This is a genomic window from Stenotrophomonas sp. STEN030 (assembly GCF_056759995.1).
Genome location: NZ_JBRREB010000039.1, coordinates 1 through 24,185 on the forward strand (window position 1 = coordinate 1; position 24,185 = coordinate 24,185).

The window sequence follows — 24,185 nt, forward strand, 5'->3', positions numbered from 1 at the left end:
TTTTTGTTTGCGCGGGGGGCGGCTTCCGCCCCCCCCCTAACTAGGGGGGGCGCCTCCGCCACCCCCCCCGCCCCGGCCCGGCCCCCCCACTACATGTACAAAAAAAGCCCGGCGTTCGCCGGGCTTTTTGTTTATTGCTGCTCAGTTGATCAGAGCTGTGATTCCTGCACCTGCACCTTGTAGCGCTTGCGCATGCCGTCGACATAAGCCTTGGCTGCAGCGGCGCCGTCGATCTGGCTCAGCTGGTCCTTGAGCATAGCCTGCTGCGCTTCCGGCACTTCGGCCGGGTTGCCCGGGGTCACCTTGGTGACCGCGAACACGGCATAGCGGCCCGGCTCCATCTCGACCTTGCCATAGCTGGGCTTGTCGCCGACCGGAGCCGCTGCGGTGAACGCAGCGCGGTTGGCTTCAGCGGTCGGCATCGGTGCGGTGCGCGGCAGGCCCGGAATCGGCAGCAACTGCAGTTGCTCGGAACCAGCCAATGCCTGCAGGGTCTCACCTGCATTCAACTTGGCCAGCAACGCGTCAGCAGCCTTCTTCGAGGCTTCTTCGGCACGGTGCGCGCGCACCGCCGCAATCACCTGCTCACGCGCCTGTGCAAGCGGAATCGCCTGCTCTGGGGTGTGCGTGGTAACGCGGACCATGACCGTGTGGTTCGGCGCCAGCTCGATCGGATCGCTGACCGTGCCGTCTTCCTTCAGTGCGTCGGAGAACACAGCCTTCAGCACTGCCGGATTGGCGGCAATACCGCTGGCGGTGGTACGGCCGAACGGACCCAAGGTCTGCACCGGCAAGCCAACTTCCTTGGCAGCACCAGCCAGTTCGGTCGGGTTCTTGTAAACCAGATCCACCAAGCGACCGCTCAGCTCATTGAATGCCTTCTCGGTATCGGCCTGCAGCTGCTCGGCAGCCAGCTGATCACGCACTTCCTCGAACGGACGGCCTTCGCCACCCTTGATCTCGCGCAGCTTCAACACGTGGTAGCCGAACTCGGTCTTGACCGGGCCAATCACGTCACCGGCTTTCATGGCGAACAGCGCGTCTTCGAAGGGCTTGACCATCACGCCCTTCTCAACCCAGCCCAGGTCGCCACCGGAATCCTTGGAGCCCGGATCTTCCGAGTTGGCCTTGGCCAGTGCAGCGAAGTCGGCACCCGGCTGCTTGGCTTCTGCTGCCAGCTTGGCGGCCTTGGCCTCGGCTGCCTTCTCATCACTGCCCTTGGCAATCAGGATGTGCGAAGCCAGACGCTGGTCGGCGGTGACAAAACGCGCCTTCTCGTCTTCATAGCGCTGACGCAGGGTGGCCTCATTGGCCGCCGTCGCTGCCGGCATGCTGGCAGCGTTGAGCTCGACGTATTCGATGCTGACGCTTTCCGGCTGACGGAAGTCCTTCGGATGCGCCTTGTACCACTGGTCGATCTCGGCATCGCTGACTGCGGCGGTATCCGCGGCAACGACCGGCAACAGTGCGAATTCCACGTCGCGGGTTTCGCCCAGCAGCTTCAGCAGACGCTCGCTTTCGCCCTTGGTGGTGAAACCAGACTCGGCCAGTGCCGAGGGAATGATCGACTGCTGCAGGCTGGAACGTACCAGCTGCTCGAACATGGCCGGCGTACGCGGCGGCATGCTCTGCGCCAGCGCCAGACGGTACTGGTCCGGATCGAACTTGCCGTCCTTCTGGAACGCCGGAATCGCAGCAATGTAGTCGCGCACGGCCTTGTCACCGATGACGATATGCGCGTCTTCGGCAGCCAGGCGCACAACCTGCTCGTCGATCAGCTGATCGAGCACGACGCGCTTGTTTTCCGCGGTTTCAAATTCGCGCGGGTCGAAGTTGTCACCCTGCTGCTCACGCGCCTGCATGCGTGCCTGTTCAAAACGGGCACGGAAGTCCTCGACGCTGACTTCGTGGTGGTTCCAAAGGAACGACACCGGCCACCATGAAGGTGCCGAGGTCCACCACGACGGTGGGGCCGACACTTTGGCAACGTTCTGTGCGCCGACGCCACCGAGGTAGCTGTTGTCGATCACAAACAGGAACGGGATCATCAACAGGCCCATGATCACCGTAACGATCCAGCCTGAGGTCTTGTCGCGAAGTTTCTGCAGCATGGGCAAATCGAGGCCTGAGTGGCGAGCCGGGCAGTTTAACCCGCTTCCTGCCCCGCGCCCAACTCGGCCGCTGCCAATAGCGGGCCAAAAAAAAGCCCCCGGCTTGCGCCGAGGGCTTTGAGACATCTGGCGGAGCGGACGGGACTCGAACCCGCGACCTCCGGCGTGACAGGCCAGCATTCTAACCAACTGAACTACCGCTCCACACTTTCAAACTGTACTGCAATGCTTAACTTGGTGGGTGCTGAGGGTTTCGAACCCCCGACCCTCTCCGTGTAAGGGAGACGCTCTACCGCTGAGCTAAGCACCCCAGCTGAGCCGCTTAGTTTACAGCGTCTTTCAGAGCTTTACCAGCCTTGAAGGCAGGATTTTTTGCAGCAGCGATTTTGATCTCTTCGCCGGTCTTCGGGTTACGGCCGGTGCGCGCAGCGCGCTCACGAACCTGGAACGTACCGAAGCCCACCAGAGTCACGGCCTCACCCTTCTTCAGGGCCTTGGTGATCTCGGCGATGACGGCATCAACCGCACGGCCAGCTTCAGCCTTGGTCAGGTCAGCAGCACCGGCAACGCCATCAATCAATTCGGTCTTGTTCATTCTGTAAAACTCCCTTTGCGGTAATCCGCGGAATTATTGAGTGGCACCCGTACGTCCCCAAGACGCACGACTGCCGAAGAACCTGCAAACACGCCAGCAAATAACCACTGCTGCGTGAGTCGCACTTTTATACCAGCGCCCCCCTACCCGCGCAAGCTGAAAAGCCTTTAATGACGCGGGTTTTGAGGGGTTTTACGTTCACATTTCAGTGCTTGACGCGGGCCGTGGGAGCTGCCTTCGCCTTGCCGCGAACTGCGACACGCTGCGCACTTTTGCGCGCTTTCTTCGGCGCCAGCGGTGTTGCCAGCGCGATATCCAGCACTTCATCGATCCACTTCACCGGCACGATGGTCAAATCGCGGGTGACATTGGCCGGGATATCCACCAGATCCTTACGGTTCTCTTCGGGGATGATCACGGTACGGATGCCGCCGCGCAGCGCGGCCAGCAGCTTCTCCTTCAGGCCACCAATCGCGGTAACCCGACCACGCAGGGTGATCTCACCGGTCATCGCCACTTCGGCCTTGACCGGCACCTTGGTCAGCGTGGACACCAGCGAGGTCACCATCGCGATACCAGCGCTGGGGCCGTCCTTCGGGGTTGCACCATCGGGCACGTGCAGATGGACGTCGTGCTTCTGCAGGAAATCCACATCGATGCCGAGTGCTTCGGCGCGCGCGCGCACCACCGACAGGGCGGCCGTGGCCGATTCCTTCATCACATTGCCAAGCTGGCCGGTGAGCGTCACCGCGCCCTTGCCCGGGATCAGCGTCGACTCGACCTGCAACAGCTCGCCGCCGACTTCGGTCCAGGCCAAGCCAGTAACCAGGCCGATCTCGTTTTCTTCCTCGGCACGGCCGAAGTCGAAACGCTGCACGCCCAGGTATTTGTCCAGGTTCTTCGCATCCACAACCACCAGCGCCTTCGGCTTCTTTGCCGACTTCTTGGCGGCAGCCTTCTTCACCGGCTGCGGGCCGGCCAGGGCAATCTCCTTCACTACCTTGCGGCAGATCTTGGCGATTTCACGCTCAAGGTTACGCACGCCGGATTCGCGCGTGTAATAACGCACGATGCCGCGGATGGCATCTTCTTCGATCGCCAGCTCTTCAGCCTTCAGGCCATTGGCCTTGAGCTGCTTGCTCAGCAGGTAGCGCATGGCGATGTTGAGCTTTTCATCCTCGGTGTAACCCGGGATGCGGATCACTTCCATGCGGTCCAGCAACGGGCCCGGGATGTTCAGCGAATTGGAGGTGGCCACGAACATCACTTCGCTCAGGTCCAGATCGACCTCGAGGTAGTGATCGTTGAAGGCGTTGTTCTGTTCCGGGTCCAGCACTTCAAGCAGCGCCGAGGACGGATCGCCACGGAAGTCCATCGACATCTTGTCGATTTCATCCAGCACGAACAGCGGGTTCTTGCTGCCGACCTTGTTGAGGTTCTGCACGATGCGGCCCGGCATGGAACCGACATAGGTACGGCGATGACCACGGATCTCAGCCTCGTCGCGCACGCCGCCCAGGCTCATGCGCACGAACTTGCGGTTGGTGGCCTTGGCGATGGACTGACCCAGGGAGGTCTTGCCCACGCCCGGCGGACCGACCAGGCACAGGATCGGGCCCTTCATCTGCTTCACGCGCGCCTGCACGGCAAGGTACTCAAGGATGCGATCCTTGACCTTGTCCAAACCGTAATGGTCGGCGTCCAGCGTGTCCTGGGCGACCTTCAGATCCTTGCGAACCTTCGTACGCTTCTTCCACGGCACGCCCAGCAGCCACTCAAGATAGTTGCGCACCACAGCGGCTTCGGCCGACATCGGCGACATCTGCTTGAGCTTGTTGAGCTCGTTCTTGGCCTTGGTCTCGACCGGCTTGGGCATACCGGCTTCGGCGATCTTGCGCGCCAGTTCTTCCATCTCACCCGGCGCTTCATCCAGGTCACCCAGTTCTTTCTGGATGGCCTTCATCTGCTCGTTGAGGTAGTACTCGCGCTGGCTCTTTTCCATCTGCGATTTGACGCGGCCGCGGATGCGCTTTTCCATCTGTTGCACGTCGATTTCGCCATCGACCAGGCCGACCAGCATTTCCAGCCTGTCGCCGACCTGCAGGATTTCCAGCAGCTTCTGCTTGTCGGCCAGACGCACGCCGATATGCGCGGCGATGGTGTCGGCCAGGCGCGCCGGCTCCTCGATGCCGGCCAGGGTCTGCAACAACTCCGGCGGCAACTTGCGGTTGGTTTTGACGTACTGCTCGAACAGCGACATCAGCGAACGGGCAATCGCCTCGATCTCACGCGGCTCGCGCGAATCGTCCGATTCGATCTCCACGCCGTGGCCCTGCAGCGAGCCGTCTTTTTCGTAAACCTTGTCCACGGCAACACGCGACAGGCCTTCGACCAGCACCTTGATGGTGCCGTCGGGCAGCTTCAGCAGCTGCAGTACCTGCGCCAGGGTGCCGACGGTGTACAGGTCAGCGGCCGCCGGGTCGTCGGTTTCGGCAGACTTCTGCGCAAGCAACAGGATGCGCTTGTCGGCCTCCATCGCGCGCTCCAGCGCCTGCATGGACTTGTCGCGGCCCACAAACAGGGGGATGACCATGTGCGGGAACACCACCACGTCGCGCAGCGGCAGGACCGGCAGGTCGAGAACTTCGAGTTGGGACTGGGCCATGGGGGCTCCGAGATTCGGTGGAGGCTAAATAAAAAAGCCGATGGCCCCGTTATGGGGCCATCGGCGAGGTGTTGCAAGAGCTGTTGAAAGCTGAACGTGACTAGCGAAACCGCCTATTCACCTCAGCCCGCCCGGGTTTACTCGCCAGAGGCGGTTTTAACCGGTTCCGCCGGGGTCTGATAGACGATGTACGGCTCGGATTTGTTCTCGATGACCGACTCGTCCACGACAACCTTGCTGACGTTTTCCTGCGAGGGCAGCTCGTACATGGTGTCCAGCAGCACCGACTCGACGATGGTGCGCAGGCCACGGGCGCCGGTCTTGCGCTTGAGCGCCTTCTTGGCGATGGCCGACAGCGCATCGGGACGGAACTCCAGCTCCACGTTCTCCATCTCGAACAGCTTCTTGAACTGCTTGGTGATAGCGTTCTTGGGCTCGGTCAGGATCTGGATCAGGGCCGGCTCGTCCAGTTCTTCCAGGGTCGCAACCACCGGCAGGCGGCCAACGAACTCTGGAATCAGACCGAACTTGATCAGGTCTTCCGGCTCGACTTCAGCCAGCACCTTGCCAATTTCCTGCTTGCGCTCAGCACTCTTCACCTTGGCACCGAAACCAATGCTGCTGGTGGCGGTGGAACGGGCCTGGATCACCTTGTCCAGGCCAGCAAACGCGCCGCCGCAGATGAACAGGATGTTTTTGGTATCGACCTGCAGGAATTCCTGCTGCGGGTGCTTGCGTCCGCCCTGCGGCGGAACGCTGGCAACAGTGCCTTCGATCAGCTTCAGCAGGGCCTGCTGTACGCCTTCGCCGGACACATCGCGGGTGATCGACGGGTTCTCGCTCTTACGCGAGATCTTGTCGATTTCATCGATGTAGACGATGCCCTGCTGTGCCTTCTCGACGTCGTAGTCGCACTTCTGCAGCAGCTTCTGGATGATGTTTTCCACATCCTCACCCACGTAACCGGCTTCGGTCAGGGTGGTCGCATCGGCCATGGTGAACGGCACATTGAGCAGGCGCGCCAGCGTTTCGGCCAGCAGCGTCTTGCCCGAACCGGTCGGGCCGACCAGCAGGATGTTGGACTTGGACAGCTCGACGTCGTCGCTCTTGGAACGGCTCTCGATACGCTTGTAGTGGTTGTACACCGCCACCGCCAGCGTGCGCTTGGCACGGTTCTGGCCAATCACGTACTGGTCGAGCACCTCGAGGATCTCGCGCGGCTTGGGCAGCGAACTGCGCGCCGACTGCGCCTTTTCCTCAAGTTCCTCACGGATGATGTCGTTGCACAGCTCCACGCATTCATCACAGATGAACACGCTCGGGCCTGCGATCAGCTTACGAACTTCGTGCTGACTCTTGCCGCAGAACGAGCAGTACAGAATCTTGCCACTGCTGTCCCCGGTACGACCTTGCCGGTCTTCGCTCATGCTTCGCTTACCCAGTTGCTTCCCCCTCTGAACAGGGGGTTCAAATTCGAGAATAGCACAGGGCCGGAGGGACACCAGTCCGGTTCCGACCCTGCAAATTAGGCCGATTTTCTGGCCGTTAAACGCATCAGGACGCCTGGATGCTCTCTTCCGGACGGCGCTCCAGCACCTGGTCCACCAGGCCGTAAGCCGCAGCCTCGGCCGCGCTCTTGAAGTTGTCACGCTCGGTATCGCGGGCGATGGTCTCCAGGTCCTGGCCGGTGTGCTTGGCCAGCACCTCGTTAAGGCGCGAACGCAGGGTCAGGATTTCACGGGCGTGGATATCGATGTCCGTGGCCTGGCCCTGGTAGCCGCCCAGCGGCTGATGGATCATCACGCGCGAGTTCGGCAGCGCAAAGCGCTTGCCCGGTGCACCGGCAGCCAGCAGCAGTGCGCCCATCGAGGCGGCCTGACCGATGCAGGTGGTGCTCACGTCCGGCTTGATGTACTGCATGGTGTCGTAGATCGCCATGCCAGCAGTGACCACGCCGCCCGGCGAGTTGATGTAGATGCTGATTTCCTTCTCCGGATTTTCCGATTCAAGGAACAGCAGCTGCGCCACCACAACGTTCGCCATATGGTCGTCGATCGGACCGACCAGGAAAATCAGGCGCTCTTTGAGCAGGCGCGAATAGATATCGTAGGCGCGCTCGCCGCGGCTGGTCTGTTCGACCACCATCGGAACCATGTTCAGAGCTTTGGTTCGGTTGTCCATTACGTGAGGCACCTATTTTGGGAGGGAACTCCCCGCGCCGTGGCGCGGGGATGAAACACCGCCAGCTTACTGGCGGATGGCTTCCTGGAACGTCAACGCCTGCTCGGTGTGCTGGGCACGCTCGGCGATCCAGTCGATGACCTGCTCTTCCATCACACGGTTCTGCAGACCCGACATAAGCTGGGGATCATTGCGGTACATCTCAATGACCTGCTCCGGCTCTTCGTAGGTCGAAGCGATCAGGCGCATGGTTTCGTTCAGGCGCTTCGGGTCCAGGCGCAGCTCGTTCTTGCGGGCCACTTCACCGACCAGCAGGCCGACCAGCACGCGCTTGGAAGCGGCGTCCTTGAAGCCTTCGTGGGCATCGGCCGGCACTTCGCCCGGGTTGCCGCCCTGGCGACGGATGGCATCGATCTGCTGGGCCAGCATCGAGCGGGCTTCGCCCTCGACCAGACGCGGCGGCAGCTCGACCGAGGAATAGGCGGCAATCAGCTGCTCGCCCACTTCACGACGCAGACGGTTCATCAGCGCGCCCTTGAGCTCGCGCTCCAGGTTGGAGCGGATGTCGGCGCGGAACTGCTCCACGTCGCCGTTCTTCACGCCGAAGCTCTTGATGAAGGCGGTATCGACTTCCGGCATGTCCTGCTCGGACACTTCGACGGCCTTGACGGTGACCTGCACAGTCTTGCCAGCCAGCGCCGGCACGCGCCAGTCAGCCGGGAACTCGACGTCCAGGGTCTTTTCTTCACCCTTGGCCAGGCCAATCAGGCCCTTTTCGATCTGCTCGAACATCATGCCCTGGCCGATGATGATGGTGCCCTTCTCGACGCCTTCAGCCGGCAGACGCTCGTCGCCAGCCTGCGACCAGGTTTCCAGGCCGACCAGATCGCCTTCCTGGGCGCCGCGTGCAACCGGCTTCCAGGTGCGGCGCTGGGCGCGCAGGTTCTCGATCATCTGGTCGATGTCGGCGTCGCTGATTTCGGCGCTATGGCGCACGACGGTCAGCTTGGTGACGTCGACGTCGCCGAAATCCGGGATCAGCTCAACAGTGGCAACGAAGTCGAACTCACCTTCGCCAGCCTTGTCGATGCGCGGGTTACCGGCAATGCGCAGCTCGTGCTGGCGCAGGGCAGCGTCAAAGGTCTCGCGCAGCAGGCCGTCCAGCGCCTCGGCACGCACCTGCGGGCCAAAGCGCTGTTCGATCACCTTGGCCGGCACTTTGCCCGGACGGAAACCCTTGATGCGCGCGGTGCGCGCGATTTCGCCCAGACGGCCGCTGATATGCCCCTGCAGACGCTCTTCCGGCAGCGAGAAGCTCAGGCGGCGTTCCAGATTGCCGGTGGATTCGATCGAAGCTTGCATGTTGACTCCTGCCACCGGCGGCAACCGCGCCGGTTCGATGTGATGGATGAAACGGTTGTAGGGCGCGGTTATGCACCGCAGCCCTTTAGTTTGGCCGATATCGCCCGTGGCCGCCAGCGGGCAGACCCATACAGGTTGTCTGAAAAGGCCCGCAGCGGGCAGAGAACACCACTGACTGGTGCGAAAGGGGGGACTCGAACCCCCACGCCTTGCGGCACTGGAACCTAAATCCAGGGCGTCTACCAATTCCGCCACTTTCGCAATACTGACTCAGCGCAGCATTGTTGCAGGAGCGCCGGCAAAGCGGAAGCCAAGCGCGCCTGCGCGCTGGACCAACCATCAGCGTCTGAACAATGACCGGGCGGCATGCCGCCCTGGCTAAGAAAAAAGCCGCCAGATTTCTCCAGCGGCTTTTTTTGATTTGGTGGGCTGTCAAGGATTCGAACCTTGGACCTATTGATTAAGAGTCAACTGCTCTACCAACTGAGCTAACAGCCCTGAAACTTCGAGGTGAATTCTACACTACAAGCGTGTTTCATGCACCCGCCCAAAACACTGGGCTTACATAAAAAGAGAAAGCCGCTGGATTGCTCCAACGGCTTTCTTGATTTGGTGGGCTGTCAAGGATTCGAACCTTGGACCTATTGATTAAGAGTCAACTGCTCTACCAACTGAGCTAACAGCCCTGAAAATCAGGAGGCGAATAATGCCGCAACCTGACCTTTATTGCAAGCCCGGATTTCACTCCGATGCCGTTGAAACAGTGGGGTGGCTGAGGGGATTCGAACCCCCGACCACCGGAATCACAATCCGGTACTCTAACCGACTGAGCTACAGCCACCACTGAAACCTTACTCACCTACCGCTTGCACCGATTGGTGCGCCCGACAGGAATCGAACCTGTAACCGCCGGCTTAGAAGGCCGGTGCTCTATCCAGTTGAGCTACGGGCGCTCTGACCGGATTGTCGCACTCCAACACGCACTTGGTGAGTTGGATGGTCGGGGTAGAGGGATTCGAACCCCCGACATCCTGCTCCCAAAGCAGGCGCGCTACCAGACTGCGCTATACCCCGGCGGTGAATCTCTTCCCGATACCCCGGAAAGGTCGGCTATTGTGGGAAAAACACACCAACCTGTCAACGGTAAATTTCATTTAATTTGAATTGGGTATGCTGATGTCCAATTCCCGCCCACTTCATAGCAACGGAGCATTGCATGCGCAGCGGCAACCCTGCCCTTTCCGACACCACTTTCCTCGACCTTGGCAGCGGCAGCGTGGTGTCACGCGGCGCCGATGCGATGACCATCAACGGCACCGTCAACAAAACCGGGTTCTTGTTGTTGCTGGCCGCACTGACTGCTGCGTTCGCATGGAACGGCACCATCAGTGACAGCGGCGAGTTGCTGCCGGCGGCAAAGTTCTACATGTGGGGCGGCCTGATCGTCGGCTTCATCCTGTCGATGGTGACCATCTTCAAGAAGACCTGGGCACCGGTCAGCGCGCCGCTGTATGCGCTGGCCGAAGGCCTGTTCCTTGGCTCGATCTCGGCGGTCTATGAAGTCCGCTTCAACGGCATCGTGTTCCAGGCGGTGCTGCTGACCTTCGGCACGCTGTTCGCCCTGCTGTTCGCCTACCGCAGCGGACTGATCAAGGCCACCGAGAACTTCAAGCTGGGCGTGGTGGCAGCCACCGGCGGCATCGCCCTGGTGTATCTGGCGACGATCGTGCTGGGCTTGTTCAACATCAACATCCCCTACATCCACGGCTCGGGCCTGATCGGCATCGGCTTCAGCCTGTTCGTGGTGGTGATCGCAGCGCTCAACCTGGTGCTGGATTTCGACTTCATCGAAAGCGGCGTTGAAGCCGGCGCACCCAAGTACATGGAGTGGTACGGCGCGTTCGGACTGATGGTCACCCTGGTATGGCTGTACATCGAGTTCCTGCGCTTGCTGTCGAAGCTGCAGTCGCGTAACTGAGATTGCTGCAGGTTGTTTGCGAAGGGCGCCATTGGCGCCCTTTGCTGTTTTGTGGTGCCAGCCATGCTCGGCTGTGGCATTGCCGATAAGGCCTCTGCCGAGCATGGCTCGGCACTACATGCGGATCTGGTCTTGGTAAGGCCCCTGCCGAGCATGGCTCGGCACTACACAAACAAAAACGGAGCGCTTTCGCGCTCCGTTTTTTTACCACCCACTACCGCAACTGCAATCAGATGCGGCTGGCGATGGCCTGGGCGAAGCCCATGGTGGTGCCGGTGCCGCCCAGGTCGCCGGTCAGCGAATCCTTGGCTTCCATCGTGGCAACGATGGCCTTGCGCAGGCGCTCGGCGTTCTCCGGCTGGCCGACGTGGTCCAGCATCTGTGCAGCACCCAGCAGCAGCGCGACCGGGTTGGCCTTGCCCTGACCGGCGATGTCCGGCGCGGTGCCGTGCACGGCTTCGAAGATCGCTGCATCAGCACCGATATTGGCACCCGGGGCCAGGCCCAGGCCGCCGACCAGACCCGCACACAGGTCAGAGATGATGTCGCCGAACAGGTTGGTGGTAACGATGATGTCGAACTGCTCCGGACGCATCACCAGCTGCATGCAGGCGTTGTCGACGATCATTTCCTGGAACTCGATTTCCGGGTACTTGGCGGCGACTTCGCGCGCCACGTCCAGGAACAGGCCCGAGGTCGACTTGATGATGTTGGCCTTGTGCACGGCGGTGACCTTCTTGCGGCCGGTGCTCTTGGCCAGCTCGAAGGCGTAGCGCGCGATGCGCTCGGAGCCCTTGCGGGTGATGCGGGTACCGGAGAACGCGGTCTCGCCGTCGGCCGACACTTCCTGGCCTTCGGCCAGGTAGGCGCCTTCGGTGTTCTCACGCACCGTGATCATGTTGATGTTCTCGTAGCGCGACTTGGTGTTCGGGAACGAGATGGCCGGGCGCACATTGGCGTACAGGTCGAACTGGCGACGCAGGGCAACGTTGATCGAGCTGAAGCCACCACCGACCGGCGTGGTCAACGGGCTCTTCAGAGCGACCTTGTTCTTCTTGATCGATTCCAGGGTGGAAGCCGGGATCAGCTCACCGTGCTTTTCCAGCGCGGCCAGGCCAGCGTCGGCGAATTCGTAGGTCAAGCCCGCACCGAGCTTGTCCAGCACGAACAGGGTGGCGTCCATGATTTCCGGGCCGATGCCATCGCCGCGGATGACGGTGATTGTCTGCGTCATTTCTAGGTATTCCGAACAGGGAGGAGGAATGCGCCATCCGGCTGCCCGGAACCCGGCGCGATTGAAAAGGTTTCAACTGTCAATTATGCCTGATCAGCCGCGCCAGCCCCAACTGGACGATGGTCTGGGGTTCAGCTGTGCTCGTGCCCGGCCGGTGCCTGGGCAGCCCCGTTCTCCAGCTGGTCCAGGAAATCCACCGCCCGTCGCAGGTGCGGGATGACGATCGAGCCACCCACCACCAGACCCACCGAGAAGGTCTCGAAGAACTCTTCACGGCTGACTCCGGCCTCTTTGCACTGGGCCACGTGGTAGCTGATGCAGTCATCACAGCGCAGCACCATCGAAGCCACCAGGCCCAGCAACTCCTTGGTCTTCACATCCAGCGCGCCGGCCTGGTAGGTCTGGGTGTCGAGCGCGAAGAAGCGCCGCACCACTTGGTTCGGCTCGGCCAGGATGCGCTGGTTCATGCGCTGGCGGAACTCGGTGAATTCAGCCAGGCGGTCCTTTTCGTTGTCGGCGCTCATGCGCCCTGCCCGGCCAGCAGCGGCTCCAGCTTGCCTGCGCGGTGCAGCGCGATCATGTCGTCGTAGCCGCCCACATGGACGTCGCCGACGAAAATCTGCGGCACGCTGGTGCGCTTGGTCAGCGACATCATCTTCTCGCGCGCGGTCGGGTCCAGGTCGATCCGGACCTCGGTCCACGACTGGTTCTTGCTCTTCAGGAAGTTCTTGGCCGCTACGCAATACGGGCAGACGGCGGTGGAGTAAATGGTGATTTCCGGTGCACCGGCGCTGGTTGAAGTTGTCACAACGAAACTCCTGAGTGGAAACATTGTCTATATATGGTACCGGTCGCGCTGATTCTCGATGCCACCGGCAGAACACAGCGGGTTAACCTGTGCTTCACACCCGCGCCCCGCTTCCCCGTCATCCTCCGCCCTGCCACTACCCGGAGTCACCGCTTGCGCAACCTGCTGCTTGCCACCGCTATCGCCACTAGTTTGGCCCTGGCCCTGGCCACCCCGCTGTCCCACGCCGATGAAAGCAAACTGCCCGACATCGGTTCGTCGGCCGGCGAGCTGCTGACCCCGGCGCGGCAGGCGGAGTACGGCGGCATGATGCTGCGTGAACTGCGCAACTATGGTTACCTGCTGGACGACCCGCTGGTGAACGACTGGCTCAGTACCATGGGTACACGACTGGGCTCCAACAGCGCCCAGCCACAGCAGAAGTACACGTTCTTCATGATGAGGGACCGGCAGATCAATGCGTTTGCCACATTGGGCGGCTACATCGGCATGAACGCCGGCCTGGTGCTCACCGCCGAGCGCGAGGACGAGGTCGCCGCAGTGCTGTCGCATGAAATCGCCCACGTCACCCAGCAGCATGTGCTGCGCGGGGTGGAACGTGCCCAGCGCGACCAGATTCCCATCCTGCTCGGCATGCTGGCGGCGGTGATCGCCGCGCAGCAGGCCGGTGGCAACTCCTCGGGGGATGCGACCATGGCCGCCATCACCTCCGGCATGGGGCTGATGCAGCAGCGCCAGATCAATTTCACCCGCTCCAACGAGTCGGAGGCTGACCGTCTCGGCATCCGTACCCTGGCCCGCAGCGGCTATGACGTGGACGCGATGGCCGGCTTCTTCGAACGCATGTCGGCAGCGATGCGCGGCAACGAGGGCGGCTATTCCACACCGGATTTCCTGCGTACCCACCCGGTCAACATCACCCGCATCAGCGAGGCAAAGGCCCGCGCCGAGCAGATGAAGAAGGACACCGTCCTGTTGACCACCCAGACCCCGACTGGCGTTCTGCAGGAGCGGGTCAACCCATCCGCCCCCGATACCAGCAGCAGCCCACTGAGCGGCGGCAACCCGCTGCTGCCAGCCGGCTTACAGCTGTCGCTGCCCGGCAGCAGCTTGCCGCACGGCGCCACCGGCCTGTTCGATTGGGCCCGAGAGCGCCTGCGCGTGCTCAGCGCGCCTACCCCGTCGGAACTGGTACGCGAATACGAAGGCCTCAAGCGCAGCCAGAAGAATGGCCTCACCGATGCGCAACGCTATGGCGTAGCCATCGCCCGCCTGCGTGACGGCGGCGCCGGCGGCGTTGGCCAGGCCCTGCCCGAGCTGCAGCAGCTGCTGCAGGAATACCCGGACAACCTGTGGGTGAACCTGGCCCTGGGCGAAGCCGAATCGCGCAGCGGTCGCCACGAAGATGCCAACAAGCGCTTCGACGCCCTGCTCAAACGACTGCCGCAGAGCCGCCCAGTGGCCCTGACCTATGCCCAGATTCTGAATGAGCAAGGCGGTGTAGCTTCCGGCCAGCGCGCGCAGGCCATGCTACGACCACTGCTGGCCCGTTCCAGCGATGACCCGGTGTTCCAGGCCACCTTTGCCCGCGCCAGCGAACTGGCAGGCGACAGTACCCGCGCCAGCGAGGCCTATGCCGAAGCGGCGTACTTGAATGGGCGACCAGAACAGGCGCTGATCCAGTTCCAGGCCCTGCTCAAGCAGCCCGGACTGGATTACGTGAGCCGGGCACGAGTGGATGCCCGTATCGAATCCATCATGCCGACCGTGCTGGAGATGCGCCGGCTCGGCGTCCACGACCCGGAAATGTCACGGAACTGAACCTGCCTGCGACAAATTGCCGGGTTTACCCTCCATCCGTGTCACAAACCCGTCATCAAACCGTAGTCTACTGAGCACATCCCTTATTGATGGGCATTCCGGTAGGCGCCACGTGCAGAAACGTATCCTGATTGTCGATGACGAACCCGCGATCCGTGACATGGTCGCCTTCGCCCTGCGCAAGGGTGAGTACGACCCGGTCCATGCCGGCGATGCACTCGAAGCGCAGACTGCCATTGCCGACCGGGTGCCGGACATGATCCTGCTGGATTGGATGCTGCCGGGCACCAGCGGCCTGGAACTTGCCCGCCGCTGGCGCAAGGAAGTCCTCACCCGCGACGTACCGATCATCATGCTCACCGCACGCGGCGAAGAGAACGACCGCGTCGGTGGCCTGGAAGCCGGTGTCGACGACTATGTGGTCAAGCCGTTCTCGGCGCGCGAATTGCTGGCACGTATCCGTGCAGTGATGCGCCGCACCCGCGATGATGATGAAGACGGTAGCGTCGGCGTTGGCAACATCCGCATCGATGGTGCCGCCCACCGCGTCTTTGCTGGCGATGTCCCGGTGCCGATCGGGCCCACCGAATACCGTCTGCTGCACTTCTTCATGACCCATCCGGAGCGCGTCTACACACGCTCGCAGTTGTTGGACCATGTCTGGGGCGGCAGCGTGTATGTGGAGGAGCGCACCATCGACGTGCATATCCGCCGCCTGCGCAAGACGCTTGAACCGTTCGCTGCCGAGAACATGGTGCAGACCGTGCGCGGTGCCGGTTACCGCTTCTCCGCAGCCACCTGAACCGCTGCGGCCACTGGGCCGCAACGGATGCCATAACCCGCCGTAACCCCGCCGGATCCACCCAGCACTACCGAGAGCGCAATGCCCCGCCAATTCCGATCTGCCTGGTTGAAGACGCTGGCCACCGTGGCCGCGTTGCTGTTGTTGGCCTGGGGACTGGGTGCGTTGTTGGGTCATCCCGCTTTGATCGTGGCGATCACTGCTTTGGCGATGCTGACCTGGCACTACTGGCGTCTGCGCCAATTGCTGTTGCGATTGACTGCACGGCAACGCTGGGACACGCCCAAAGGCGTGGGCGTCTGGAATGAACTGGACCGGCTGCTGTCACGCAACCAGCAGGAAATGCGCGCGCGCAAGCGTCGCCTGGTCGAAATGCTGCGCAGCTACCGTGCTGCCGCCGCCGCGCTGCCCGATGCGGTGGTGGTGGTCGACCGCAACACCCAGCGCGTGCAGTGGTTCAACGAAGCCGCCACCGCCCTGCTCGGCTTGCAGCACCCGGCCGACATGGAAGCTGCCTTGGTGCCGCGCCTGCAGCCGCTGCCGCTTGCCCATTGGCTGGCCGGTGGCCGCAACGCCGAACCGATCCTGGATGCCAACTCGCCGGTCGATCCGGCCATCCGCCTGCATATGCGTTTGATCCCCTACTCGGATCACCATTGGCTGCTCGTAGCGCGTGATGTAACCAAGCTGCTGCATCTGGAACAGGTACGCCGCGACTTCGTCGCCAATGTCTCGCATGAGCTGCGCACACCGCTGACCGTGGTGCACGGTTATCTGGACATGATGGACCCGGAAGACTTCCCCGATACCGGGCCGATGCTGTCGGAGATGCGCAAGCAATCGCAGCGCATGGCGCAGCTGGTCGAAGACCTGCTGACCCTGTCGCGCCTGGAATCGCAGCAACACACCGAGCTGGAAACGGTGGGCATGACCTCGATGCTGGCCTCGCTTCGCCGCGAAGCCGAAGCGCACAGCCAAGGCCGCCACACCATCATCGTGGAAGACCAGGCCGGGGTGGACTTGGCGGGTTCCAACAAGGAGCTGCACAGCGCCTTCTCCAACCTGCTGACCAATGCCGTGCGCTACACCCCGGCCGGCGGCCGCATCACCCTGACCTTCAGCCGCGAAGGCAACGGCGCAGTACTGGCCGTCACCGACACCGGCTACGGCATTCCGGCCAATCACCTGCCGCGATTGACCGAGCGCTTCTATCGCGTCTCCAGCAGCCGTTCGCGCGAAAGCGGCGGCACCGGGCTGGGCCTGTCCATCGTCAAACACATTCTTGGCCTGCATCAGGCACGCCTGGAAATCCGCAGCGAAGTCGGCCAGGGCAGCACCTTTGCCTGCCACTTCGACGCCGAGCATGTACGCCCGCGCAATGCATCCCCCTCGCCTTTGTCCATGGAAGACTTCCCGGCATGACTCCTCCTCCGCCCCCCGCCACGCCCGCTGTCGGCACCGATCCCCTGCGTGATCCGTCGCTGTACATCAACCGGGAACTGTCACAGCTGGATTTCAATTTCCGCGTGCTGGCCCAGGCGATGGACGAGCAGGTGCCTTTGCTGGAGCGGCTGCGCTTCCTGTGCATCTCCTGCACCAACCTGGACGAGTTCTTCGAGATCCGCGCCGCGGCGGTACGCCACGCACAGGAATTCGGCCTGCCGCCGGCGCCGGACGGGATGAGCCCGCAGGCCATCCTCAACGCCATCCACGATCGCGCCGCCGAACTGGTGGACCAGCAGTACCGCTGCTGGAACCAGGTACTGCGTCCGGCCCTGGGCGAGGCCGGCGTCGGCATCCTCGCCAACAAGACATGGACGCCGCGCCAGCGCCGTTGGCTGCGCGCCTATTTCCGCAACGAGATCATGCCGGTGCTGTCGCCGCTCGGCCTGGACCCGTCGCATCCGTTCCCGAAGATCCTCAACAAGTCGCTGAACATCGTCGTCGTGTTGAAGGGCACCGACGCCTTCGGCCGCGCCGGTCATCTGGCGCTGGTGCGTGCGCCGCGCTCGCTGCCACGCATCATCCAGCTGCCGGAGTCACTCGGCGGCCCGCAGAACTTCGTGCTGTTGTCTGCAGTGTTGTCGGCCTTCGTCGATGAGTTGTTCCCGGGCATGGATGTACAGGGCGCCTACCAGTTCCGCGTCACCCGCAACTCCGAGCTGGTGGTGGACGAGGAAGAAGTGGAGAACCTGGCGCTGGCGCTGCGCGATGAGCTGGTCGACCGCGGCTATCGCCCGGCGGTGCGGCTGGAGATCGCCCACGACTGCCCGAAACCCATCATGCAGACCCTGCTGCAGAATTTCGGTCTGTCCGAGAACGCGGCGTATCGCATCGATGGCCCGGTCAACCTCAACCGCGTCATCCAGGTGTATGACCTGCTGCAGCGCGCGGACCTGAAGTACCCGCCGATGACCCCGCGCGTGTTCAAGTCGCCCGAGGGCATCTTCGAGACCGCCGCGCAGGGCGACGTGCTGCTGCACCACCCGTTTGATTCCTTCAGCACTGTGCTGGAGCTGATCCGCGAAGCCGCGGTCGATCCCAACGTGCTGGCGATCAAGCAGACCCTGTACCGCACCGGCAAGGACTCGGGAATTGTCGAGGCGCTGATCCTGGCCGCGCGCAACGGCAAGGACGTTACCGTCGTGGTCGAGCTGCGCGCGCGCTTCGACGAAGAAGCCAACCTCGGCCTGGCCGATCGCCTGCAGGATGCCGGCGTGCAGGTCGTCTACGGTGTGGTCGGCTACAAGACCCACGCCAAGATGCTGCTGATCGTGCGCCGCGAAGGCCGCAAGCTGCGCCGCTACGTACATCTGGGCACCGGCAACTACCACAGCGGCACTGCCCGCGCGTATACCGACCTGAGCCTGATCACCGCCGATGCCGACATCGGCAACGATGTGCACCTGCTGTTCCAGCAGCTGTCCGGGCTGGCCCCGAAGATGAAGCTCAAGTGCCTGCTGCAATCGCCATTCACCCTGCATGCCGGGCTGATCAAGCGCATCGAGCGCGAGACCAAGCTTGCCCTGGACGGCAAGCCGGCGCGCATCATCGCCAAGATGAACGCCCTCAACGAGGCGCAGGTGATCCGCGCCCTGTACGCGGCCTCGCAGGCCGGCGTGCAGATCGACCTGATCGTGCGCGGCGCCTGCACCCTGCGACCGGGCGTGGAAGGCGTATCGGACAACATCCGCGTGCGCTCGATCGTCGGCCGCTTCCTCGAGCACAGCCGCGTCTACTGGTTCGGCAACAACGGTGCCCCCGAGCTGTACTGCGCCAGTGCCGACTGGCTGGAACGCAACCTGCTGCGTCGCGTGGAAACCTGCTTCCCGATCCTGGACACCGACCTGGCCCGGCGCATCTACCGCGAAGTACTGCAGAACTACCTGGACGACAACCTCAATGCCTGGGATCTGCAGGAAGACGGCCGCTACATCAAGTGCGAGCCAGCACCCGGCCAGCCTCCGCATTCGGCGCAACAGGCATTGATGGAAGGGCTGTAAGCAGCAGCCATCGAGAGCAAGTGGAAGGAACCAGTGCAACAGCGGGCATCCGCCCGCTTTCACTGGTTCCTACGTGGGCGGCCGTTAGCGTCTGGCGTACCCGTCGCAGACCGCGCCGCCACTGGTTCCCGGATCCCGCATCTATGTCCCTGGTTACTTCATCCGCTACCATTCCGCCATGCCCCAGTCTTCCTTGACCCCACCGCCCCTGCAGGACGGCGACCTGCTGGCCGCCATCGACCTGGGCTCCAACAGTTTCCATATGGTCATCGCGCGCTACCTGCTCGGGCAGCTGCGGGTGGTGGACCGCCTGCGCGAAACCGTGCGCATGGCCGACGGCCTGGATGGCAAGGGCGGCCTGTCGCCCGAAGCCCGCCAGCGCGCGCTGGAGTGCCTGGCCCGTTTCGGTCAGCGCATCCGCAACATCCCGCCCTACCGCGTACGTGCATTGGCCACCAATACCGTGCGCCAGCTGCGCTCGCCGCTGTCGTTCCTGATGCCGGCGGAAACCGCGCTCGGCCACGCCATCGAAGTGGTCAGCGGCCGCGAAGAAGCGCGCCTGATCTACCTCGGCGTCGCCCATGCGCAACCGCCCAAGCCCGACCAGCACCGGTTGGTGATCGACATCGGCGGCGGCTCCACCGAGTTCATCATCGGCCAGGGCATGCAGACGCTGGAACGCGAAAGTCTGCAGGCCGGCTGTATCGCCAGTACCCGGCGTTTCTTCCCCGGCGGCAAGTTGAGCAAGAAACGCTGGAAAGACGCACTCACCGAGATCGGCGCCGAGTTCCAGCCCTTCGCCAACAAGTACAAGGCACTGGGCTGGCAGGAAGCACTGGGCTCGTCCGGCACCCACAAGGCGATCAGCGAGATCTGCGCGGCAATGAAGCTGAGCAAGGGCGCGATCACCGCCGAAGCGCTGCCGCAGCTGCGCGAAGAACTGCTGCGCGCCAAGAACATCAACGAGATCGAGCTGCCGACGCTGTCCGCCGAGCGCCGCCCGATCATCGCCGGTGGCGTACTGGTACTGGAAGCCGCGTTCCAGGCCTTGGGCCTGCAGAAGCTGCTGGTCAGCAAGGCGGCGATGCGCGAAGGCATCCTCTACGACATCATGGGCCGCGCCAACGACAACGATCCGCGCGACGAATCGGTGGCCGCACTTACCCTGCGTTACGCCATCGACGAAGCCCAGGCACAGCGCGTGGAAGCCACTGCACAACGGCTGTTCGAACAAGTGTCGGACGCGTGGAAGCTGGATGTCGACGATGCGCGGATGCTCGGTTGGGCCGCGCGCCTGCATGAGCTGGGCCTGATGATCGCGCACAGCGGTTATCACACCCACGGCAGCTACGTGATCGAGCATTCGGACATCGCCGGTTTCTCGCGTCAGGAACAGCAGATGCTGGCCGCATTGATCCGCACCCATCGCCGCGGCATTCCCAAGAGCGCGTTCGAGGCCTTGCCGGAGCGCCTGTTGCTGCCGGCCAAACGCACGGCGGCAATACTGCGACTGGCGGTACTGCTACACCGCGCACACGAGTCCGACCCGATCCCGACCCTGGAGCTGTCGGTTGACGGCAACACTTTGTCGCTGATCCTGGCCAAAGACTACATCGACGCCCGTCCGCTGCTACGTGCCGATCTGGTTGGCGAGGCTGAAGGCATGACCGGGCTGGGTTTCAGCTTCCGGCCATTCGTGGCCTGAGCGGCACCAGTACGCAACACGAACTCAGGTCCTCGCACCCACGCTGGACAGACAGAACCACGGCCCTTTGGAGGCCGTGGTTTTCGTCATTCTGGGCCGTCACAAAGCAGTCAAATCACAGTAACAGGTGCTTCATCGGCTCAGCGCATCCTCGCCAAAAACCGGGAGCCAGCCATGCGCTTTGCGATCGTCACCGAGACCTATCCGCCGGAGGTCAATGGCGTTGCCTTGACCGTGCAGGGGCTGGAACACGGCCTGCGCAACCGCGGCCATGACGTCGATGTGGTCCGCCCGCGTCAACAACAGGATGGCACCGGCGCCACCCACGAAGTACTGGTCCGCGGTGCTGGCCTGCCACGCTACCCCGGCCTGCGCTTCGGCCTGCCGGCACCTTTGCGGCTGGCCCGGCAATGGCAGCAACAACGCCCGGATGCAGTCTACGTGGCCACGGAAGGCCCGCTGGGCTGGTCGGCAATGCGCACCGCGCGGCGGCTGGGCATCCCGGTCGCCTCGGGTCTGCACACGCGTTTTGATGAGTATCTGCCCGACTATGGCGCTGCCTGGTTGCAAGGCACCGCACTGCGCTGGATGCGCCGTTTCCACAATCAGGCAGAAGCCACCTTGGTCCCCACCCGCGAGCTGCAACAGTTTCTTCTGGACAATGGTTTTTCACGTGCGCGGCTACTGGCGCGCGCAGTAGATGGCAGCCAATTCGACCCCAATAAACGCGATGCCGCTTTGCGTGCTGACTGGGGCATCGAAGGCGAAGGCTTCGCAGTGATCTATGTAGGTCGCATCGCTGCAGAAAAAAACCTGGGTCTGGCAATCAAGGCATTCCGTCGCATCCAGCAACAGCGGCCGAAGGCGCGCTTTGTCTGGGTTGGTGATGGGCCGATGCGCGAGAAGCTGGCCGAGCAGAACCCGGACTTCATCTTCTGTGGTGTACAGCGCGGCGAAGCACTGGCCAGACACTTCGCCAGTGGCGATCTGTTCCTGTTCGCCAGCCGCAGCGAAACCTTTGGCAACGTCACCCTGGAAGCCATGGCCAGCGGCGTAGCGACGGTGGCCTTCAACTATGGCGCTGCCCGCGAACACCTGCGCAGTGGGCACAGTGGGGTTGCCGTGGACAACGATGAGAACTTCATCGCCGCCGCCGTGCAGCTAGCCAACGATGACGAGATGCGCAGCACCCTCGGTGCAAACGCCAGCCGCGCGATGCAGCGCCTGCACCCGGAACACGTGGTCGCCGAATTTGAAGCACTGCTCAGCGAACTGGCCTCCCGGAGACGCTGCCATGCCATTGCTGCCGCCTGAAGGAATCGCCGCGCGTGAGGCCCGCTGGTGCCGGCGCGCAAACCGTTACGGCCGCCGTCGTGGCATCCGCCGGCTGTTCTCGGCACTGAGCCGGCTCGGCGATGGCGTGTTCTGGTACATGCTGATGGGCGCGCTGGTGCTGGCCGATGGCCTGGATGGCCTGCAGGCTTCCGCGCATATGGCCGCCACCGGCGTGTTGGCGCTGACCCTGTACAAACTTCTCAAACGCTGGACCCGGCGTCCGCGCCCATTCGCCGCCGACCTGCGCATCCGCGCCTGGGTGGCGCCGCTGGATGAATACAGCTTTCCCTCCGGCCACACCCTGCACGCGGTGTCCTTCACCGTGGTGGCGCTGGCCTATTACCCTTGGTTGGCCCCGCTGTTGCTGCCCTTCACCGTCGGCGTAGCATTGTCGCGGGTGGTACTGGGCCTGCATTACCCCAGCGATGTACTGGCCGCCACCGCCATCGGGGTGCTCCTCGGCACCGGCTCGCTGCAACTGCTGCCGCTGCTCGCTGGCTGATCAGGCTCTACAATGCGGGCATGACAACGCTGTTCATCTCCGACCTGCATCTGGACCCCAGCCGTCCAGCCATCACTGACCTGTTCCTCGACTTCCTGCGCGGCGAAGCGCGGCAGGCCGAGGCGCTGTACATCCTGGGCGATCTGTTCGAAGCCTGGATTGGGGATGACACGCCCTCCAGCGCCGCCGATGCGGTCGCACTGGCGCTGCGCGAAGTCAGCGATGCCGGCGTGCCGGTGTACTTCATCCGTGGCAATCGCGATTTCCTGCTCGGCAACGACTATGCCGCCCGCGCCGGCATGCGCATCCTGCCGGATCCGTCAGTGATCCAGCTCTACGGAAAGCCGGTACTGCTGCAGCACGGCGATCTTCTGTGCACCGACGATGTCGCCTATCAGGCCTTCCGCGCACAGACCCGCAACCCGGCCTTCATCGCCCAGTTCCTGTCGCAGTCGCTGGAAGCCCGCGTCGCCTTCGCGCAGAAGGCCCGTGCCGCCAGCCAGGCGCATCAATCGGAAATGAAGCAGGACGACAAGGCGACGTTTGAAACCGTCACCGATGTGGCACCCGCCGAGGTGCTTGCCACCTTCCAGCGTTACGGCGTGGACACAATGATCCATGGCCACACCCATCGCCCGGCGATCCATACCGTGAATGCAGGGGAGCACAGCTTCACCCGCATCGTGCTGGGCGACTGGTACGAGCAGGGTTCGGTGCTGCGTGTGGATGCGGATGGCTATCGGCTGGAAGCATTGGGCTGACCACAGTTGTAGGAGCGGCGTCAGCCGCGAAGCCGGAGCAAAGAGAACCGCCTGATATGGCTGCAATCGCAGACCCGTCGGGCGGTTTTTGCATTTGTGGCTTCGCGGCTTACGCCGCTCCTACAAGGCTCGACCATATGTTTTGTGGGAGCGGTGTGAGCTGCGAAGCTGACATAAAAAAAACCGCCAGATGTGGCTGCAATCGCAACCCTGTCTGGCGGTTTTTGCATTTGTGGCTTCGCGGCTTACGCCGCTCCCACAAGGTTGGAGCAGCAGCCTGGATCAGGGAGCTTCCACCGGTACCGACGGGTCGCGGGCGCAGCCCTTGAAGGTGTCCTTGCCCAGCACGAATTCGGCGGTGAACGGGTGTTTCAGGTCGGACATGCCGTCCGAGCACTCGGCGCGCTGCAAGGTCAGCCGAAATGCATCCTTGCCCTCGCCGCCCTGCACTACCAGCAAGCCATCCTGCAGCGCGCGGCTGCCTTCGAAATGCTGCGGGCTGGCTTGGGTTTCCGGGGTGCTGTAGTCGAGCTTGGCACCGTCCACGCGCACACCCCAGAACGGCTCGGTGCCCGAGGCCTGCACGATGACCGGGAAATCATCCCTGGCGTCAGCTTCAGCCGCTGCGACGGGCGCCACCGGTGTCGGCGCGGCGGCATCGGCATCAGTAGCAGGCTTGGGCCCGTTGCATGCCGATAGCGCCAGCACCATCGCGGCCACGGTAAAAATCTGCTTCATCGTTCTCTCCTTGATTACGTCGTTGCCGATCGAAAACACGTTGACGTTCGCCTCAACCGGATGATGGCCCTGCCATCGGTCACC

Annotated in this window: 19 protein-coding genes and 8 tRNA genes; 9 read left to right on the forward strand and 18 right to left on the reverse strand. The window is 62.9% G+C overall.

What is annotated here, in order from left to right; all coding sequences use genetic code 11:
• Nucleotides 1-149: 149 nt before the first annotated feature.
• The 14 genes from ACVOLR_RS13925 to ACVOLR_RS13990 form a co-directional block, all read right to left on the reverse strand.
• Complete coding sequence (locus tag ACVOLR_RS13925) at nt 150-2,111, reverse strand: peptidyl-prolyl cis-trans isomerase (RefSeq protein ID WP_481536959.1); 1,962 nt, start codon at nt 2,109-2,111, stop codon at nt 150-152.
• A gap of 127 nt (nt 2,112-2,238) precedes the next feature.
• Nucleotides 2,239-2,315, reverse strand: a tRNA-Asp gene (locus ACVOLR_RS13930).
• A 31-nt stretch (nt 2,316-2,346) separates the two neighbouring features.
• Nucleotides 2,347-2,421 (reverse strand) — tRNA-Val (locus tag ACVOLR_RS13935).
• 12 nt (nt 2,422-2,433) lie between these two features.
• Entirely contained in the window at nt 2,434-2,706 is a 273-nt protein-coding gene (locus ACVOLR_RS13940) for an HU family DNA-binding protein (RefSeq protein ID WP_481513476.1), read from the reverse strand.
• 205 nt (nt 2,707-2,911) lie between these two features.
• Nucleotides 2,912-5,371 carry an endopeptidase La gene (gene lon / locus ACVOLR_RS13945; protein ID WP_481536960.1) on the reverse strand — a complete coding sequence of 820 codons (2,460 nt, stop codon included), beginning with the start codon at nt 5,369-5,371 and terminating at the stop codon, nt 2,912-2,914.
• A 137-nt stretch (nt 5,372-5,508) separates the two neighbouring features.
• A complete protein-coding gene (clpX, locus tag ACVOLR_RS13950) occupies nt 5,509-6,798 on the reverse strand; it encodes an ATP-dependent Clp protease ATP-binding subunit ClpX (RefSeq protein WP_481536961.1) in 1,290 nt (429 codons plus the stop codon).
• A 127-nt stretch (nt 6,799-6,925) separates the two neighbouring features.
• Nucleotides 6,926-7,552 (reverse strand): ATP-dependent Clp endopeptidase proteolytic subunit ClpP, encoded by a 627-nt coding sequence (gene clpP / locus ACVOLR_RS13955; RefSeq protein ID WP_057629317.1) that lies wholly within the window; start codon nt 7,550-7,552, stop codon nt 6,926-6,928.
• A 66-nt stretch (nt 7,553-7,618) separates the two neighbouring features.
• On the reverse strand, nt 7,619-8,914 hold the full coding sequence (tig, locus tag ACVOLR_RS13960) for a trigger factor (protein ID WP_481536962.1): 1,296 nt from the start codon (nt 8,912-8,914) through the stop codon (nt 7,619-7,621).
• Between the two features lie 176 nt (nt 8,915-9,090).
• Nucleotides 9,091-9,175 (reverse strand) — tRNA-Leu (locus ACVOLR_RS13965).
• A gap of 161 nt (nt 9,176-9,336) precedes the next feature.
• A tRNA-Lys gene (locus ACVOLR_RS13970) sits at nt 9,337-9,412 on the reverse strand.
• A gap of 112 nt (nt 9,413-9,524) precedes the next feature.
• Nucleotides 9,525-9,600 (reverse strand) — tRNA-Lys (locus ACVOLR_RS13975).
• A gap of 78 nt (nt 9,601-9,678) precedes the next feature.
• Nucleotides 9,679-9,755, reverse strand: a tRNA-His gene (locus ACVOLR_RS13980).
• 35 nt (nt 9,756-9,790) lie between these two features.
• A tRNA-Arg gene (locus tag ACVOLR_RS13985) sits at nt 9,791-9,867 on the reverse strand.
• Nucleotides 9,868-9,911: 44 nt separating this feature from the next.
• A tRNA-Pro gene (locus ACVOLR_RS13990) sits at nt 9,912-9,988 on the reverse strand.
• Between the two features lie 142 nt (nt 9,989-10,130).
• Here ACVOLR_RS13990 and ACVOLR_RS13995 point away from each other — a divergent pair.
• Nucleotides 10,131-10,892 (forward strand): Bax inhibitor-1/YccA family protein, encoded by a 762-nt coding sequence (locus tag ACVOLR_RS13995; RefSeq protein ID WP_481513480.1) that lies wholly within the window; start codon nt 10,131-10,133, stop codon nt 10,890-10,892.
• Between the two features lie 229 nt (nt 10,893-11,121).
• Here the strand turns inward: ACVOLR_RS13995 and ACVOLR_RS14000 are convergent, their stop codons facing one another.
• The 3 genes from ACVOLR_RS14000 to grxC all read right to left on the reverse strand — a co-directional run bounded on the left by ACVOLR_RS14000 (nt 11,122) and on the right by grxC (nt 12,958).
• Nucleotides 11,122-12,126 (reverse strand): isocitrate dehydrogenase, encoded by a 1,005-nt coding sequence (locus tag ACVOLR_RS14000; protein ID WP_481536963.1) that lies wholly within the window; start codon nt 12,124-12,126, stop codon nt 11,122-11,124.
• A 131-nt stretch (nt 12,127-12,257) separates the two neighbouring features.
• Nucleotides 12,258-12,650 carry a carboxymuconolactone decarboxylase family protein gene (locus ACVOLR_RS14005; protein ID WP_481517252.1) on the reverse strand — a complete coding sequence of 131 codons (393 nt, stop codon included), beginning with the start codon at nt 12,648-12,650 and terminating at the stop codon, nt 12,258-12,260.
• On the reverse strand, nt 12,647-12,958 hold the full coding sequence (gene grxC, locus ACVOLR_RS14010; protein WP_481536964.1) for a glutaredoxin 3: 312 nt from the start codon (nt 12,956-12,958) through the stop codon (nt 12,647-12,649). The genes ACVOLR_RS14005 and grxC overlap by 4 nt, the downstream gene beginning before the upstream one ends.
• 129 nt (nt 12,959-13,087) lie before the next feature.
• Between grxC and ACVOLR_RS14015 the strand changes: the two genes are divergently transcribed.
• The 8 genes from ACVOLR_RS14015 to lpxH all read left to right on the forward strand — a co-directional run bounded on the left by ACVOLR_RS14015 (nt 13,088) and on the right by lpxH (nt 23,363).
• Entirely contained in the window at nt 13,088-14,755 is a 1,668-nt protein-coding gene (locus ACVOLR_RS14015; RefSeq protein WP_481536965.1) for a M48 family metalloprotease, read from the forward strand.
• Nucleotides 14,756-14,867: 112 nt separating this feature from the next.
• On the forward strand, nt 14,868-15,557 hold the full coding sequence (phoB, locus tag ACVOLR_RS14020) for a phosphate regulon transcriptional regulator PhoB (protein ID WP_481531484.1): 690 nt from the start codon (nt 14,868-14,870) through the stop codon (nt 15,555-15,557).
• Nucleotides 15,558-15,638: 81 nt separating this feature from the next.
• Nucleotides 15,639-16,979 carry a phosphate regulon sensor histidine kinase PhoR gene (phoR, locus tag ACVOLR_RS14025; protein WP_481536966.1) on the forward strand — a complete coding sequence of 447 codons (1,341 nt, stop codon included), beginning with the start codon at nt 15,639-15,641 and terminating at the stop codon, nt 16,977-16,979.
• A complete protein-coding gene (gene ppk1 / locus ACVOLR_RS14030; RefSeq protein ID WP_481536967.1) occupies nt 16,976-19,060 on the forward strand; it encodes a polyphosphate kinase 1 in 2,085 nt (694 codons plus the stop codon). Before phoR ends, ppk1 begins: the two co-directional genes overlap by 4 nt.
• A gap of 178 nt (nt 19,061-19,238) precedes the next feature.
• A complete protein-coding gene (gene ppx, locus ACVOLR_RS14035; RefSeq protein ID WP_481536968.1) occupies nt 19,239-20,765 on the forward strand; it encodes an exopolyphosphatase in 1,527 nt (508 codons plus the stop codon).
• A gap of 174 nt (nt 20,766-20,939) precedes the next feature.
• Nucleotides 20,940-22,079, forward strand: a complete 1,140-nt coding sequence (locus tag ACVOLR_RS14040) for a glycosyltransferase family 4 protein (RefSeq protein WP_481536969.1) — start codon at nt 20,940-20,942, stop codon at nt 22,077-22,079.
• On the forward strand, nt 22,060-22,602 hold the full coding sequence (locus tag ACVOLR_RS14045) for a phosphatase PAP2 family protein (RefSeq protein ID WP_481536970.1): 543 nt from the start codon (nt 22,060-22,062) through the stop codon (nt 22,600-22,602). The genes ACVOLR_RS14040 and ACVOLR_RS14045 overlap by 20 nt, the downstream gene beginning before the upstream one ends.
• A 20-nt stretch (nt 22,603-22,622) precedes the next feature.
• Nucleotides 22,623-23,363: a UDP-2,3-diacylglucosamine diphosphatase gene (gene lpxH / locus ACVOLR_RS14050; protein WP_481536971.1), complete on the forward strand. Its 741-nt coding sequence runs from the start codon at nt 22,623-22,625 to the stop codon at nt 23,361-23,363.
• Nucleotides 23,364-23,645: 282 nt separating this feature from the next.
• Here lpxH and ACVOLR_RS14055 read toward each other — a convergent pair whose 3' ends face one another.
• Nucleotides 23,646-24,101, reverse strand: coding sequence for a COG3650 family protein (locus ACVOLR_RS14055; RefSeq protein ID WP_481536972.1), 456 nt, complete (start codon nt 24,099-24,101; stop codon nt 23,646-23,648).
• Nucleotides 24,102-24,185: the final 84 nt, after the last annotated feature.